This is a genomic window from Hyalangium minutum, from assembly GCF_000737315.1.
Lineage (GTDB): Bacteria > Myxococcota > Myxococcia > Myxococcales > Myxococcaceae > Hyalangium > Hyalangium minutum.
Genome location: NZ_JMCB01000007.1, coordinates 193,401 through 208,298 on the forward strand (window position 1 = coordinate 193,401; position 14,898 = coordinate 208,298).

Here is a 14,898-nt window from a genome sequence, read left to right on the forward strand (position 1 = left end):
CCATGGCCGCCCCGGTCCTCCTCGTCCACGACGACATCGCCACCATCGCCACCGTCCGCCGCCTGCTGTCGCGCGAGGGGCACGAGGTCATCCTCGCGACGTCCGTTGCCGATGCGCTCATTGGCTTCGGCCACTACCAGCCCTCCCTCATCATCCTGTCGCCCGGAGTGGAGGGCGGCCGTGGCAACCTGGCCCTGGAGGAGCTGGCCCAGCACCCCGAGGGCCACAACGCGCGCGTGTTGCTGCTGGGTGAGCCTCTTTCCAGCTACAGCCTGCCCGTGGCTCCGCTGCCGATTGACCCGGCCAGCTTCATCCAGACGGTGGGGGTGATGGTGAGTGGCCCCGCCCCGGCGGAGGACTGGCGCATCCAGGAGGGCCACACCCTGGCGTCCCCTCCTGTCGAGGAGCCCCCAGCGGCCGACCCCTGGCAGGTGCCTCCGCCCTCGGAGCGGAGCAACCCCGCACTGGCCAATGCCCTCTTTGGGGACATGACCACGCCCCCGCCGGTGAACTGGGGCTCGGCGGCGGGCGCGCAGGGCAGTGTCGCGCAGGAGGAGCAGCAGCAGGCCCATGAGGCCGTCCTCGCGATGGACGCGGCCTTTGAGCAGACGCACCAGGATGGGGAGACGGAGGCGGCCTCGCCCAAGGCGAGCCTCGCGGCCCCGTCCGCTCCCGTGCCGGAACTGGGGCCCGAGTCGGGCTCCGGGTTCACGTTCGTCGGCACGGAGCCCGTCACCGAGCAGGAAGCGCGCGCCGTGACGGCCGATCCGGTCCTTATGGACCCGATGGATATGGGGGACTCCGGCCTGAATGAGGAGCCGGGACCCATCACCGTCGAGTCCTCCGCGGGGAGCGTGGACTTCTCCGCAGCCGAGGAGATCACCGTTCAGGACCCCTCGGCCTCCGAGACCGTGGAGCCTGTGAAGGCCGCTGCCCCTGCCCCTGCCGAGGCCGCGCCAGAGCCGGAGAGCCCGGAGGCCGCGCCCGAGCGGGTGGCGGCTGAGCCACCGGGTGACCCCGTCGCTTCCGAAGCCTCGTCCTCCTCGGCGGTGGATGAAGAGGAACTGCGGCGCATGGAGGAGGAGGTTCGCCGCGAGGCGGCCGAGCGGCGGCGCCGGAAGCAGGAGGCCAGTGCTGCTCTCGAGCCCTCCTCCGAGGCGAGCGTCGCCCTGAAGCCTCCAGCCGTGGAGGCCGTGGAGAAGGAGCCGGCCGAGTCCTTCGTCACCATGCCCGCCGAGGATGCGTTCTCGCTCTCGGAGGAGAGCGGCTCCGAGGACGAGCCGGGCGCGTCCCAGGCGAGAGGCTGGGCGGGGCTTGCCAAGGAGGCGGGCGCACCGGGCGGGAGCGTGGAGGACGAGCTCCGTGCCGAAGCCGAGCGCCTGGCTCAGCTCGAGATCGACGCGGCCCTCGCGCGCGAGCAGGAGGCGCTGGCCGCGAAGGCCTTGCAAGCACCCACAGCCGCCGCACCCTCGTCTCGGCTGGGCGAAGAGGGCTTCTTCGACGTAGAGCCTCCCGTGGCGGAGGACGACGCGAAGGCGAGAGCGCTGGCTGCGGCAGAGGCCGAGCTGCGTGCGCTGCGGGGACAGAGTGAAGCACCCGCGGACGTGCCGGAGACGGCCGTTCCATCCGCTGCGGTCGCTGCGGGCGAGGAGCCGGCACAGCCCGAGCTGACGCCCCAGGAGCAGATGGAGCGGACGCAGCGCTGGGCGCGGTTTGCGGAAGGCTCCGAGCTGTCGATGCAGGAGCGGATGGAGCGCACGCAGCGCTGGGCGCGGTTTGCGGAGGGCTCCGAGCCGTCGATGCAGGAGCGGATGGAGCGCACGGCGCGCTGGGTCCAGCTCGGCCCCTCGCTGCCAAAGGAGCCCGTGGAGGAGGCCACACACTTCCTGCAGTGGGTGGAACCGGGGACCACTCCAGATGAGCCCTCGGTGTCGGAGGAGCTCTCGTCCCAAGAGATGGACTCGTTCGGGCCGGACATCGTGCCGCCGCCGGTGGCGGATGAGCTGCCGGCTCCGCCCGTGGAGGCATCTCCGGCGTCGGAGCAGGAGTCCGCTGCCGAAGCACAGGGAGTGCCTGTCAGCGACGACTCCCGCGAGCTGATGCGGGCGGCCCGGGCCGAGCTGGAGCTGGAGTCCGTGCTCCGCCTGCAGGCCGAGCATGAGGTCGAGGTGGAGCGCAGTCGCATGGAGACGCTCCACAGTGAAATCCAGCGAGAGGCCGAGCTCCGGGCCGAAGCGGAGAGCGCGAAGGCCGCGGCGGAGGCGGCGAGGGCGGAGGCGGAGGCGGCTCGGGAGCGTGAGGAGGCGCTGCGCCGGGCGGAGGAGGAGCTGCGGCGGACGGCGGAGGAGGAGGCCGAGGCGCTGAAGGACCGCGTCGCGGCGCTGACGAAGGACAAGGAGCACGAGGCCCGGCTCCGTGCCGAAGCGGAGAAGTGGGTCATGGAGTTCCGCGGGCGCGATGCCAAGGCGCGCGCGGAGGAGGAGAAGCGCCGCAAGGCCATGGAGGCCGAGGCCGAGGCCGCGCGAGCGAAGGAGACGCGGTTCCAGGCGCAGGATGCGCAGTTGATCCAGCTCCAGGCGCAGGTGGCGGAGCTGCAGAAAGAGTCGGGCGAGCTGGGCCACCTCCGAACGCAAGTGGCGGAGCTGCAGAAGGAGTCGGGCGAACTGGGCCGCCTCCAGGCGCAGGTGGCGGAGCTGCAGAAGGAGTCGGGTGAGCTGAGCCGCCTCCGGGCCGAGTTGGAGACTCGGTTGCAGGAGGAGTCGCGCAAGCGCAGGGAGGCGGAGGCGCAGGCGGAGATCGCCGCCCACTCGCAGTCCGAGGCGGAGGCGCGAGCGGAGGCTGAGTCCCGGCGCCGCGAGGAGGCGGACACGCGCGCCGAGGTGGCGGCCCAGGCGCAGGCCGAGGCGGAGTCTCGCGCGAAGGCAGCCCGGGCGGAGATCGAGGCGCGGGTCAGCGCGGAGGAGCTGTCGCGGTTCGACGCGCAGGTGCGCGCGGAGGCCGAGTCGCTCGCCAGAAGCAAGGCCGAGGAACGCGCGAGCGAGGAAGAGCAGAAGCGGGCGGAGATCGAGGCCCGGCTGCAGCGGGAGGCGAAGGCCCGGGCCGCGACCGAGGCGCGGGTGAATGCCACCCTCCAAGCCCGGAGCGAAGCGGACGCGCGAGCGGAGGCCGAGGCGCGGGCACGGCAGGAAGCGGAGGCACTCGCCGAGGTGGAGAGGCAGGCCCGTGCCAAAGCGGAGGCGCTCGCCGAGGCGGAGAAGCAGGCCCGTGCGAAGGCGGAGACGCTCGCGGAGGCGGAAGCGCGGGCGCGTGAGGAGGCCGAGGCGCGAGCGGAGGCGAGTGCGGCGGCATGCAAGGCGGCCGAAGCGCGAGCGGAGGCGGAAGCGCGGGCGCGCCAGGAGGCTGAGTCGCGAGCCGAAGCAGAAGCCCAGGCTCGTGCAGACGCCGAGTCCCGAGCCGAAGCCGAGGCGCTGGCGCGAGCGGAGGCGGAAGCGCAGGCCGAAGTCGAAGCCCTGTCCCGGACCGAGCTGGAGGCCCGCAGCAAGGTCACGGCCATGACGCGCGCGGAGGCGGAAGCCCGTGCGGAGGCCGAGGCGCGTGCGCGTGAAGCCGCAGCGGCCCGAGCCGAGGCGGAGGAGCATCGCAGGGCTCAGGCGGAGGCGGACGCCGAGGCCGAGCGTCAGGCTCGTGCCAAGGCAGAGGCGGACGCCGAGGCCGAGCGTCAGGCTCGTGCGAAGGCGGAAGCGGAAGCCAAGGCGGAGCAGCAGGCCCGCGCGGAAGCCGAGGCCCAGGCGGAAGTGGAGCGTCAGGCTCGAGCCAAGGCGGAAACAGAGGCCAAGGCCCAGCGTCAGGCTCGAGCCAAGGCGGAGGCGGAAGCCAAGGCTGGGCAGCAAGCGCGCGCGGAGGCCGAGGCTCGCGCGGAAGAAGCACAGCAGGCGCGGACTGTGGCGGAAGGGCGCGCGGAGCAGGCTGAGCGCGCCCATGCCGAGCTCGAGCAGAGACTCCAGGCGCTGGCTCAGTCCCAGGCCGGTGCTGAGGAGCGCGCGGGCGCGGAGGTCCAGGCGCGCGAGCAACTGCAAGCCCGGCTCGCGGCCGAGGCAAAGGCGCGCAGTGATCTCGACGCGAGGGCCCGGCAGGAGCGAGAGAAGCGGCTCGCCGCGGAAGCCAGGCTTCAGGCGGAGCTCCATGCCCGCAGCCAGGCCGAGGCCCAGCGCAAGGAAGAGCTGGAGCGTCTCCAGGCGGAAGCGAAGACGCAAGCCGACCGCGCCACCGAGGAGGCCTCGCGCAAGTTCCAGGAGCGGATCGCCAAGCTGGAGGTGGAGCTGGCCCGTGCGCGCGACGAGCGGGACCGGCTGTCCCAGGAACTCGGGCGCATGGCCGTAGAGGCGGTCCGGGTGGAGACGGAAGCAGCCGAGCGCCTTGCCTCGGCCGAGCGGACGCGCCGCGAAGCCGAAGAAGCCTCGCGCCGCGAAGCCCAGGTTGTCGCCAAGGCCCGCGCGGAGGCCGAGGAGCTGGCCGCCCGGATGCAGTCCGCGGTCCTCCAGATCGACGCGCCGGGGCAGTCACGGGTGCACGTCCCTCGGGCGGGGAGCGTGACGCAGGAGGGGCTCGCCCATCTCCTGCTCCGTCTCTGCGAGGGGCGGGCCGATGTCCGCTTGGAGCTCAAGGCGGACGAGGCCCTGCGCATCCTCTGGCTGCGGAAGGGGAGCCTCGTGGGAGCGCTCTCTTCGGCGCCGGGAGAGACCCTCATCGACCGGGCGCGCCGGGATGGGCTCATCGACGCGCGGCAGGAGCATGAGCTGCGCCTGGTGCGCTCCGCCTCCACGGGCGCGCTGCTGGACACCCTCCGGGGCCGTGGCTACCTGCGCGAGGCCGAGTCCGTGCCGCTGGTGCAGCGCTACACGGAGCAGATCTTCCTCGACGCATTCTCCGAGTCCTCGACGCTCTACCGGGTGGCGGATGAGCCGCCGCCGCACGAGGTGGCGCTCGCGGCCGCCACGCGTCCACCGCTGCACCTGCTGGCCGAGGCACTGCGCAACTCCCTCTCCGTGGAGTCCTTCGTGTCGCAGGTGGGCGGCTTGCGCGCCGTGGTCTCGCGCGGGGACGCGGGGCAGACGCCCGAGGGCTTCGGACTCTCGGCGCGCGAGCTCCATCTGCTGGCGAAGGTGGATGGCGAGCGGACGGTCGAGGAGCTGCTGCTGGGCGCGGGGCTGCCCCAGGAGACGGCACTCAAGACGATCGCCGTGGCGCGGGTGCTGGGGCTCGTGGCGCTGCGGCCCGTGGAGGAGCCCGTGGGCGAGCTGCCTCCGGACCTGGACATCCGCCGGCTGGAGGCCAAGTTCGAGGAAGTCCAAGAGGCGGACTACTTCACGGTGCTGGGCCTGGCACGCACTGCGGGCGGCGAAGAGGTGAAGCGCGCCTACGAGCTGCTCGCCACGGAGTTCCACCCGCTGCGGTTCGCGGGCCACCCGGATGCCTCGCTGCAGTACCGCGCCCAGCAGGTCCGCGACGTGCTGTCGGAAGCGGCGCGTGCGCTCGCGGATGATCGGCTCCGGGCGGAGTACGCCCGCAACCTGCAGGACTGAGGGGACCGTGGCTCCCGCCTCCGAGTTCACACCTTTCCCCGGGCTCCCCAGCGAGCCCGAGGTCCTCATCGAGACGCCGCGCTTCTCTTGGGTGAAGTGGCGGGCCGATGGGCGCGTGGACTTCATCTCCCCGGTGCCGTGCCCCTACAACTACGGGTGCATCCCGGGCCATCAGGCGGACGATGGGGACCCGCTCGACGTGGTGGTGCTGGGCCCGAGGCTGAGCCGAGGCACTCGCGTGAAGGTGCCCGTGGTGGGGGTGGTGGACTTCATTGATGCAGGGCGCGGCGACCCCAAGGTCATCTGCAGCGCCAGCCCCATGAGCGCGGGGGAGCGAGCGGGCGTGGAGCGCTTCTTCAGCGTCTACGCGCTCTTCAAGCGGGGGCTCCACCGCGTGCGAGGTCAGGTGCCGGACACCCGCTTCCGAGGGTGGCTCGCTGGCCCGTTCGGGGAGCCACGGACCAGGTGACACCGGGCGTCACCCCCGGTTGCCCGGCCGCTCCAGGAGCGTTAAGAGGGGAGCCATGGTTCGCGAGATCCTGATCTGGCCCGATCCCATCCTGAAGCAGGCCGCCAAGCCCGTGGCCAAGGTGGATGACTCCGTCCGCACCTTGGTGAAGGACATGTTCGAGACGATGTACGCCGCAGACGGCGTGGGGCTCGCGGCGCCACAAGTGGGTGTCCTGCAGCGGGTCATCGTCCTGGACACCACGTCCCGGCAGCCCGAGTGCAAGCCCCTGGCGATGATCAACCCGGAGATCATCTCCATGGAGGGCGAGACGACGTTCACCGAGGCCTGCCTGTCCATCCCCGGCGAGGCCGAGGACGTGGACCGCGCCGCCGTCGTCACCGTGAAGTTCCTGGACCCCGAGGGCCAGGAGCAGACGCTGCGGTGTGACGGGCTGTTGGCCATCGCGGTGCAGCACGAGGCGGACCACCTGAACGGCACCGTCTTCGTGGACCATGTCTCCACGCTCAAGCGCGAGATCATCCGCAAGCGGATGAAGCGCCTCAAGAGCGAGCGCGACCAGCGTCCGTCGGTGTAGCGGGCTTCAGCCGCACGCCCTTCTTTGGGCACAGCTCCGCCACGACGCAGCGCTCACACGCGGGCGAGCGGGCAAAACAGGTCCGCCGCCCGTGCCACACCAGCAGCTGGTGGCCCGTCATCCATCGCTCGGTGGGGAGCAGGGCCTGCATGTCCGCCTCCACCTTGTCGGGGTCCGTGTGCCGCGTAAAGCCCAGCCGGTACGCCAGCCGCTTCACGTGCGTGTCCACGGGGAAGGCGGCATCTCCGCCCAGGTGGATGCACACCACGCCCGCTGTCTTCCTCCCCACTCCTGGCAGCTTCTCCAGCGCCGCGCGAGCAAGCGGCACCTGGCCCCCATGCTCGGCCACCAGCGCCTTGGCCGCGGCGACGATGTTCTTCGCCTTGGCCCGGTACAGGCCGCAGGTCTGGATGAAGGGCTCCACGGCCTCCGGCTTCACCGAGGCGTAGGCCTGCGCGTCCGGGAACCGCTGGAAGAGGGCGGGAGTTACCATGTTCACCCGCTTGTCCGTGCACTGGGCGGACAGGATGACTGCCACCAGCAACTCCAGGGGGGTGTGATAATCGAGCTCGATACGGACCTCGGGCATCTCGGTGCCCAGCCGGTTCAGCACTTCAATGGCCCGCCGCCGCTTGGCCTCGGTAGTCTCGCGTCCCACGCCGCTGCTGTATGACATAACCTCCCTCGTTCTAGAAGAGGGATCCCACCCACCAGGTAGGAATGCTCATGAAGCCCATCGATTTCCGCTCTGACACCGTGACGAAGCCCACGCCCGCCATGCGCCGGGCCATGGCCGAGGCCGAGGTGGGCGACGACGTGTACGGAGAGGACCCCACGGTGAACCGCCTCGAGGAGCGGATTGCCGAGCGGCTGGGCTTGGAGGCGGCCCTCTTCGTTCCGTCCGGCACGCAGGCCAACCAGATCGCCATGGGGGTGCACTGCCGCCCGAGCGACGAAGTCATCTGCGAGGCGGGCAGCCACATCATCCAGTACGAGGGCGGCGCGCTGGCGGCCCTCTGGGGTGTCCAGCCACAGGTGCTGCCGAGCGAGCGTGGCCTGGTGACGCCCGAGCAGGTGGCGGCGGCCATCCGCACGGACAACATCCATGCCCCGCGCTCGCGGCTGCTGTCGCTGGAGAACACGCACAACCGGGGCGGCGGCACGGTGTGGCCGCTGGAGCGCTTCCAGGCCGTGGTGGAGGTGGCTCGCAAGGCCGGGCTCGCCGTGCACCTGGATGGCGCGCGCCTCTTCAACGCGCAGGTGGCCACGGGCACCCCGGCGTCCGGTTGGGCAAAGCTGACGGACACCACCTCCGTGTGCTTCTCCAAGGGGCTGGGCGCGCCAGTGGGCTCGGCGCTGGCGGGCTCGGCGGCGCTGATTCGCGAGGCGCGGCGGCTCCGGAAGCGGCTCGGCGGCGGCATGCGCCAGGCGGGCATCCTCGCGGCCGCGGCGCTCCATGCGCTGGAGCACCACGTGGAGCGGCTGGCCGAGGACCATGCCCACGCGCGGCGCCTGGCGGCGGGGCTGGCGGAGGTGAAGGGCGTGAAGGCGGAGCCCTCCCGCGTGGAGACCAACATCCTCCTGGTGGAGTTCACGCGCCCGGCCAGTGAAATGGTCTCGAAGCTGGCCTCGCTGGGGGTGCTCCTGAATGCCACAGGCCCCAACACCGCGCGCCTGGTGTGCCACCTGGATGTGTCGGCCGCGGACATCGACGAGGCGCTCTCCCGCGTCCGCAAGGCCCTGGAATCTTGATCCGAGAGGGGGCGTGGTAGGCTCCAGGAGCCGTGTCCCGCCTCGTTGCCCTCTCGCTGATTGCCCTGCTCCCCGCGTGCGTCACCTCGCGCGCGGAGGACAAGCTCAGCTTTGATGAAGCATTCGGGCCTCCCTCTTCCGTGGAGGAGCTTGCGGAGGCCCCCGCCCCGGGGCCCGTCCGGGTGCGCCAGAAGAAGCGAGCCGAGACGGCTCCGGGCAAGGACCTGCCCACCGCGAGGACCTCGCCGGAGCTGCAGGCCGCGCTCACCACCTTCGTCAACCACGCCCGGGCCTATCGCCGCCAGATGCAGCGGGGCAGCCCCATGCCGCCGGAGCAGGAGGCAAACTGGGAGGACGTGTCGGAGGCCCTCGACAGCTTCCTGGAGCGCCCCGCGGAGAAGACCTCGTCCCTGGACATCGTCCGCGCGAGGGTGACGCTGGAGGCGGAGCTGGAGGAGGACGCGAAGCTCTACGGCGACATCCCCGAGACGCTCGCCCAGTCGGTGATGCAGCGGGTGTCGCTGCTGTCCTCGCGCATGTCGGAGGTGCGCCGGCTGATGGTGAAGACGGTGCGCGAGGTGCCGCGCTTCTCCTGGCCCATCTTCCCCGTCTCCGTGACGAGTCACTTCGGTGAGCGCTCGCACCCCATCCTCGGAGAGATGCGGGACCACCTGGGAATCGACCTGGCTGCCCGGCGGGGGCAGGCGGTGCTCGCCGCGGCTCCGGGCGTGGTGCTCAACGCCGGGTGGAACGGCGGCTACGGCTACCAGGTGGAGATCCAACACGCCGCCCGGGTGACGACGCGCTACAGCCACCTCTCCCGGCTGATGGTGGAGCCGGGAGAAATCCTCGAGCGGGGAGATGTCGTGGGGCTGGCCGGGGACACGGGCATGGCCACCGGCGTGCACCTGCACTTCGAGCTGTGGAAGGACGGCCGGGCCGAGGATCCGATGGAGGAACTGGGGCGAGGGGATGAGGGCTCGGTGGAGATCGGCTCCGTGTCCGTCCAGGAGACGCCGGCCCCCACAAAGCAGCAAGGGCGCCGCCCGGTAGGACGACGCCCCTGAGAATGACTTCGGCGCCAGCGATTACAGCGAGTTCTTCAGTTCCTTGGCGGGACGGAAGCCGATGGTCTTCGAGGCCTTGAGCTTCATCATCTCGTTGGTCTGGGGGTTGCGGATCTTCCGCGCCTTGCGCGAGCGGACCGACCAGGTGCCGAAGCCCGGGTAGCTGAAGCGCGCATCCCGCTTCACCGCCTTGCCGATGTTGCTGAAGACGATGTCGATGATCTCCGCCGCCGACTTCTTCGTCAGCCGGGACTGCGCAGCCACCACCTCCACGAGCTCTGCCTTGGTCATTCGCCCCTCCGTCTAGGGTTGTCTCGCGATGAGTCGCAACCTGGTGGCGGTTGGTAACAAATCGCTCTTTTCCCTGTCAATGATAGACCAGCAACGCTCTCCTGAAAATGGCTCCGCCCTCTGAAATTTTGACGGCTGATACAGCGGGCGTAGAGAGGAAATGATCGCGAAATGCGATGCATCGTCTGAATCCTCTCATGCGATGCGTTGAGAGGGATTGTGATCGCGTGAGTTGTCTTTCTCGTGTGGTTTCGATCGCTTACAGGAACTTCCTGATCCAGTGGCATGGGGGCAGTGGTCTAGAGTCCCGGCCCGAATGATCCCGCGCTTCCTCGTCGCTGTGCTGCTGGTGATCGCCGCCTGCCGCCCGTCCGCCCTGCCACCTGCCGCCGCTCCGGCCTCTGGACCAGAGGTGTGGGTAGATGGGGCATGGCGAGGCGTGGGAGAGGGCACTCGGGAGCGTCCTTTCCGGACCCTGGCGGAGGGGTTGGCTGTATGGCCCGCACCCACCGTCCACATCGCCCCGGGGCTCTATGCGGGGCCCTTCCTGCTGCCTGCGGGGGTTCGCCTGGTGGGGGTGGGGGAGAGCACGGTGCTCTATGGAGAGGGCCGCGAGCCCGTGGTGCGGATGGAGGCAGGGGCCTCGCTGGAGCGGCTGACGGTGCAGGGGGGAGGCTGGGGCGTGGAGACGGCCGGGGCGCTGAGGCTCGATCGGGTGGCCTTCAGCGGCCATCGAGAGGGGGCGGTGCGGGTGACGGCGGGGGGCCGCCTGGTGGCGGAGCAGGTCCAGTTCGAGGCGAGCCTCTCGGAGACGATGGGAATCTCCTTGGAGGGGCAGGTGAGCGCGGAGGTGAAGCGGAGCACGTTCCGAGGGCCCTGGAGCCAGGGCGTCTTCGCGCGGGGAGGGGCTGAGGCGGTGCTGGAGGAGGTCTCGTTCCAGGACGCGGTGGTGGGGCTGGAGCAGGACGGCGGACGGGTCCGGCTGCGCCGGGTGACGGTGGAGCAGGGGCGGGGGCCCGGGGTGCTGGTCCGGGACGGAGCGCTCGAAGTGGAAGACGTGGTGGTGGTGGGCCACGAGTACGGGCTGGCCAGCTACGGTGCGAAGCTGGAGGTGCGAGGGTTCACCTCGCTGAAGGCCGCGCGCGCGGGGCTGGGGCTCACGCGCTCCACGGGCCGGCTCCAGGATCTGCAGGTGCGGCAGAGCGGGAACTTCGGGGCGCTGCAGCTCGTGGACTCGGACATGGAGGTGAGCGAGCTGCGCGCGGACGAGGTGGACGCCTATGGCGTGCTGGCGACTCAGGGAAAGCTGCGCCTGCGCAACGCCACCCTCACGCGGCTGAGCGCGAGGGAGGGCTACACGGGAGACGGGCTGCACCTGCGCGGAGTGAAGGCGGAAGTGGAGGGGCTCCTGGTGCGCGACGTACCCGGCGCGGGCGTGCTGGCGGCGCAGGGGGCAGAGGTGACGCTGCGCGACGCGACGCTGGCCCGGTGCAAGCTGGCGGGGCTGACGGTGGAGAGCCTGGCGCGGGTGAAGGCGCTGGGGCTCGAGGTGCGCGACACAGAGGGGCCCGCGCTGGCGGTCATGCGCGAGGGCGAGGTGTGGGCGGATGCGCTCACCGCGAGCGGACTGGGAGATGGGCTCATCTGGGCGGAATGCGAGGGCGCGACGCGGGTTCACCTGCAGCGTCTCCAGTCCGAGGACCGACGAGGCCTCACGGCTCCCTGCATCGACACGGCTTCTTTCGGTTCCGGCAGCACCCCACATGAAAGGCAGCGCCCATGACGACCTTGGCAGCGGGGCTCGACGTCAACGTGGTCAGTCCCCAGAACCTGCTCGATCCGAACCCCCTGTACCGGTACCTGCGCGAGTCCGAGCCCGTTCACTGGTCCGAGCCGATGCAGTCCTGGTTCATCACCCGGCATGAAGACGTCGCCGCATGCTTCCGGGATCCGCGCCTGAGCGCCGCGCGCACGCAGCTCTTCTACGCGCACCAGCTCCGGGGCGTGGGCCTGGAGAAGGTGAAGGACCAGATCTACAACGCCGAGCGGCAGATGCTCATGAAGGACGGGCCGGAGCACGCCCGCCTGCGGCGCAATGCGAACCCGGGCTTCACGCTCCAGGCCATCGACGGCTGGAGGCCAGAGGTCCGCAAGGCCGCCGACGCCTTGCTGGAGCGCGTCCAGGCGCGGGGGCGCATGGAGCTGGTGGCGGACTACTCGGAGCTGCTGCCCTCTCAGGTCATCATGGAGTTCTTTGCCATCCCCGCGCGCGACCAGCGGGACTTCCTGGAGTGGTGCAGCGACAACTCCCGGCTCTTTGCCGCCAGCACGGGAGCGGACATGCAGGAGCTGGCGGTCCGGTCCAACACCGCCATCGTGAAGCTCATGCAGTACCTGGGGAAGGCCGTGCAGGAGCGCCGTGCGAACCCGGGCCGCGACATGCTCAGCACCATGGTCCACGCCCAGGAGGAGGGAAAGCTGGACGAGGGCGAGCTCATCGCCAACGCCATCCTCATCCTCACCGCGGGCCACATCACCACGGTGGATCAGCTCAGCAACGGCGTGCACATGCTGCTGACGCACCCGGAGCAGCTGCGCAAGCTTCGCGAGAACCCTGGGCTCATGAAGTCCACGGTGGAGGAGGTGCTGCGCTTCTGCCCCGCCGTCCCCTTCATCCACCGCATCGCCGCCGAGGACTTCGAGCTGCGCGGGCGCAAGATCCAGAAGGGGCAGCTGGTGTTCCTTGGCATGGCGGCCGCCAACCGGGACCCTGCCGTCTTCCCGGACCCCGAGCGCTTCGACATCACCCGACAGAACAACAAGCACCTCTCGTTCGCGTTCGGCCCTCACATGTGCCTGGGCGCTCCGCTGGCCCGTGTGGAACTGGAGATCGGCTTCACGGCGCTCCTCGAGCGCATGCCGGGCCTGCGCCTGGACGAGGAGCAGCCCCCGCGCATCAAGTGCAACAGCCTGGTGTTCCGCGGCTTCGACTCGCTGCCTGTTCGCTGGTGAATGCAGGCGCCGAGGCGCCGGCCTGGGACTTCAGGCCGGCAGCGTGGGTGTGGACACGGGCTGCTCCACGGGCTTGGGCAGCAGGGTGGCCCGCTCCTCCAGCCACGCGCGGATGAGCGGGTAGATCTCCGTCGGGGCGCCCGCGCCGAACATGAGGTCCCCGTGGCCGTAGTCCATCTGGTCCCCGCGATCCCGGCCGAACACGTGGAGCGTCCGGTCGGGCGAGGTGAGCAGCTCGTACTGCTTGCGGACGTTCTCCGCCGTGGCCAGCCGGTCGCTGCTGCCGCCCATCACCAGGATGGGCAGGGTGAGGCGGGACATCCCCGCGCGCCAGTCCACCGTGCCATCATAGGAGCGGAACGTGTCGTTCTCGATCCAGTCGCGGAACTGGAGGAGCACCTTGCGGCTCATGGACGACAGCATGTTGGCGAACACCTGCCGCTGGATGGACGGAGGGACGTGCTGCGGGTTCACCAGCAGATCCGACAGCGGCAGGGTGACGTAGCCCAGGAACGGAGCGAAGGTGGCGCTCATCCACTCCTGCCGGAAGCGCTGGGGCCAGGCTGCGCGGACTCCCAGCCCCAGCAGCGAGCGCAGCAGGGGCTCGGACTTGAAGAAGACGGGGGCGCCCAGCGCGAGCAGTCCGGCAATCTGGTGCCCGTGGGGGCCCTGCGCCACCCCATACCCCACGAGTCCGCCCATCGAGTGGCCCAGCCAGAAGACCTTCTTCGCCCCGGTCTCCTTCAGGGCCAGCTCCAGCAGCGCGGGCCCGTCCTGGAGGATGTGATCATCCACCGTGAAGTCCGTGTAGCGGCGGCCCGAGGGCGGGGTGCGCGAGTGCGCGGTGCCCCGCCACTCCACGCTGAAGCAGTCGAAGCCGGCCTCGGTCAGGTAGTGGGCCACCGAGTACGGCGGGGCGAAGTCGAAGGTGAAGCGATTGGCCGCCAGTCCATGGCACAGCAGGACAGGTTCCTCGAAGCGCCGCTTCGGGGCCCGCCTCGCATGAACGGCAACCTCCCACCCATCCTGGCACCGGGCGCGTAGCAGTTGCGGTGGGGCTGTACGGGGACGGTAGAGGCGGCGAACCCCCAGGACCCAGGCCACATTTCCAATGATGACGGCCAGGAAGAGCAGCAGCCCCCACAACATCCACTGTCCCGGATCCATCCAACCCTCCTTGGCGGCAATAAAACCTTGCTATGGTCCGTTCAGTCCGCCGTGCAAGCGCGAATGGGCATCGGAAAGGCGAGGGACTCGATGAAGCTGCGGAAGCTGATGTTCGTTCTACCGAACCTCTTCACGGTCACCTCGATCTTCTGTGGCTTCTACGCCATCACGCTCTGCACGGGTGAGGCAACGCCCGTGCAGCTCTATCAAGCGGCCCTGGCCATTCTCTTCGCCATGTTCTTCGACGGGTTCGACGGCCGCGTGGCCCGCCTGACGAAGACGCAGAGCGACTTCGGCATGCAGCTGGACAGCCTGGCGGACGTGGTGTCGTTCGGCGCCGCGCCGGCCCTGCTGGTGTACAAGTGGGCGCTGGCTCCCCTGGGCTTCGTGGGACTGTTCATCTCCTTCGCGTTCGCGGCCTGTGGCGCGCTGCGTCTGGCGCGCTTCAACGTGCTGGCCATGCGCAACCCCCACGGCGGCGGCGGCAACTTCTTCGTAGGCCTGCCCATCCCGCTGGCGGCCGGCGTGCTGGTGTCGCTGATCATCACCCACCACGTGGTGTTCGCGGCGCCCCCGGACGAGTCGGCCCTGGTCCCCATCGCGGTGGTGGTGGGCATGCTGGCGCTGCTGATGGTGTCCACGGTGCGCTACCGCACCTTCAAGGACCTGCGGCTGTCGAAGAAGTCCGCGCTCGTCTTCATGCTCGTGGTGGCGAGCGGCCTGGCCATCGCCATCCAGCTGCGTCCCGCCTACGTGCTGGTGGCGTACTCCTCCGCGTACCTGTCCATGGGCCTCATCGAGTCCGCGTTCCTGGTCCGCAAGCGCCTGGTGGCGCGCAAGGTCGGAGGCGCGGGGGCGGTGGCTGCCGCCGCGGTGCTCGAGGAGGAGGACGACGAGGTGGAGGACGACGAGGTGGCCGAGGAGGCCGCTGACTCCTGAGCAGGTCCCGCGGTCTTCTCCCTGCCTCGCGCATCCACAGTA

General features: G+C 70.4%; 11 protein-coding genes. 8 read left to right on the plus strand and 3 right to left on the minus strand.

Annotated features, from left to right (window positions below):
* Window positions 1-2 precede the first annotated feature (2 nt).
* Genes DB31_RS20410 through def form a run of 3 tightly spaced genes read left to right on the plus strand, consistent with a single transcriptional unit; the run spans window position 3 to window position 6,628 of the window.
* A complete protein-coding gene (locus DB31_RS20410; RefSeq protein WP_044190488.1) occupies window positions 3-5,582 on the plus strand; it encodes a DnaJ domain-containing protein in 5,580 nt (1,859 codons plus the stop codon).
* 7 nt (window positions 5,583-5,589) lie between these two features.
* The gene (locus DB31_RS20415) at window positions 5,590-6,051 is read left to right on the plus strand and encodes an inorganic diphosphatase (RefSeq protein ID WP_044190491.1); all 462 of its coding nucleotides are present in this window, start codon (window positions 5,590-5,592) and stop codon (window positions 6,049-6,051) included.
* 55 nt (window positions 6,052-6,106) lie between these two features.
* Entirely contained in the window at window positions 6,107-6,628 is a 522-nt protein-coding gene (gene def, locus DB31_RS20420; RefSeq protein WP_044190494.1) for a peptide deformylase, read from the plus strand.
* On the opposite strand, the gene nth is transcribed toward def, so the two are convergent.
* Window positions 6,594-7,304, minus strand: coding sequence for an endonuclease III (gene nth / locus DB31_RS20425; protein ID WP_044190495.1), 711 nt, complete (start codon window positions 7,302-7,304; stop codon window positions 6,594-6,596). The two genes, def and nth, sit on opposite strands and share 35 nt — an antisense overlap.
* A 50-nt stretch (window positions 7,305-7,354) precedes the next feature.
* Here nth and ltaE point away from each other — a divergent pair, with 50 nt between their 5' ends.
* Both ltaE and DB31_RS20435 read left to right on the plus strand, forming a co-directional pair.
* Window positions 7,355-8,380, plus strand: a complete 1,026-nt coding sequence (ltaE, locus tag DB31_RS20430) for a low-specificity L-threonine aldolase (RefSeq protein ID WP_044190883.1) — start codon at window positions 7,355-7,357, stop codon at window positions 8,378-8,380.
* 32 nt (window positions 8,381-8,412) lie between these two features.
* A complete protein-coding gene (locus tag DB31_RS20435) occupies window positions 8,413-9,447 on the plus strand; it encodes a M23 family metallopeptidase (protein WP_044190497.1) in 1,035 nt (344 codons plus the stop codon).
* Window positions 9,448-9,468: 21 nt separating this feature from the next.
* Here the strand turns inward: DB31_RS20435 and DB31_RS20440 are convergent, their stop codons facing one another.
* Window positions 9,469-9,738 (minus strand): HU family DNA-binding protein, encoded by a 270-nt coding sequence (locus tag DB31_RS20440; protein WP_044190499.1) that lies wholly within the window; start codon window positions 9,736-9,738, stop codon window positions 9,469-9,471.
* Between the two features lie 316 nt (window positions 9,739-10,054).
* On the opposite strand from DB31_RS20440, the gene DB31_RS20445 reads away from it, so the two are divergent.
* Both DB31_RS20445 and DB31_RS20450 read left to right on the plus strand, forming a co-directional pair.
* Window positions 10,055-11,521: a right-handed parallel beta-helix repeat-containing protein gene (locus tag DB31_RS20445; protein WP_044190501.1), complete on the plus strand. Its 1,467-nt coding sequence runs from the start codon at window positions 10,055-10,057 to the stop codon at window positions 11,519-11,521.
* Window positions 11,518-12,750: a cytochrome P450 gene (locus DB31_RS20450; protein WP_044190502.1), complete on the plus strand. Its 1,233-nt coding sequence runs from the start codon at window positions 11,518-11,520 to the stop codon at window positions 12,748-12,750. The genes DB31_RS20445 and DB31_RS20450 overlap by 4 nt, the downstream gene beginning before the upstream one ends.
* A 30-nt stretch (window positions 12,751-12,780) precedes the next feature.
* Here the strand turns inward: DB31_RS20450 and DB31_RS20455 are convergent, their stop codons facing one another.
* Complete coding sequence (locus DB31_RS20455) at window positions 12,781-13,917, minus strand: alpha/beta fold hydrolase (RefSeq protein WP_044190504.1); 1,137 nt, start codon at window positions 13,915-13,917, stop codon at window positions 12,781-12,783.
* A 90-nt stretch (window positions 13,918-14,007) separates the two neighbouring features.
* Here DB31_RS20455 and pssA point away from each other — a divergent pair, with 90 nt between their 5' ends.
* On the plus strand, window positions 14,008-14,856 hold the full coding sequence (gene pssA / locus DB31_RS20460; protein WP_044190506.1) for a CDP-diacylglycerol--serine O-phosphatidyltransferase: 849 nt from the start codon (window positions 14,008-14,010) through the stop codon (window positions 14,854-14,856).
* The last annotated feature ends 42 nt before the right edge of the window (window positions 14,857-14,898 follow it).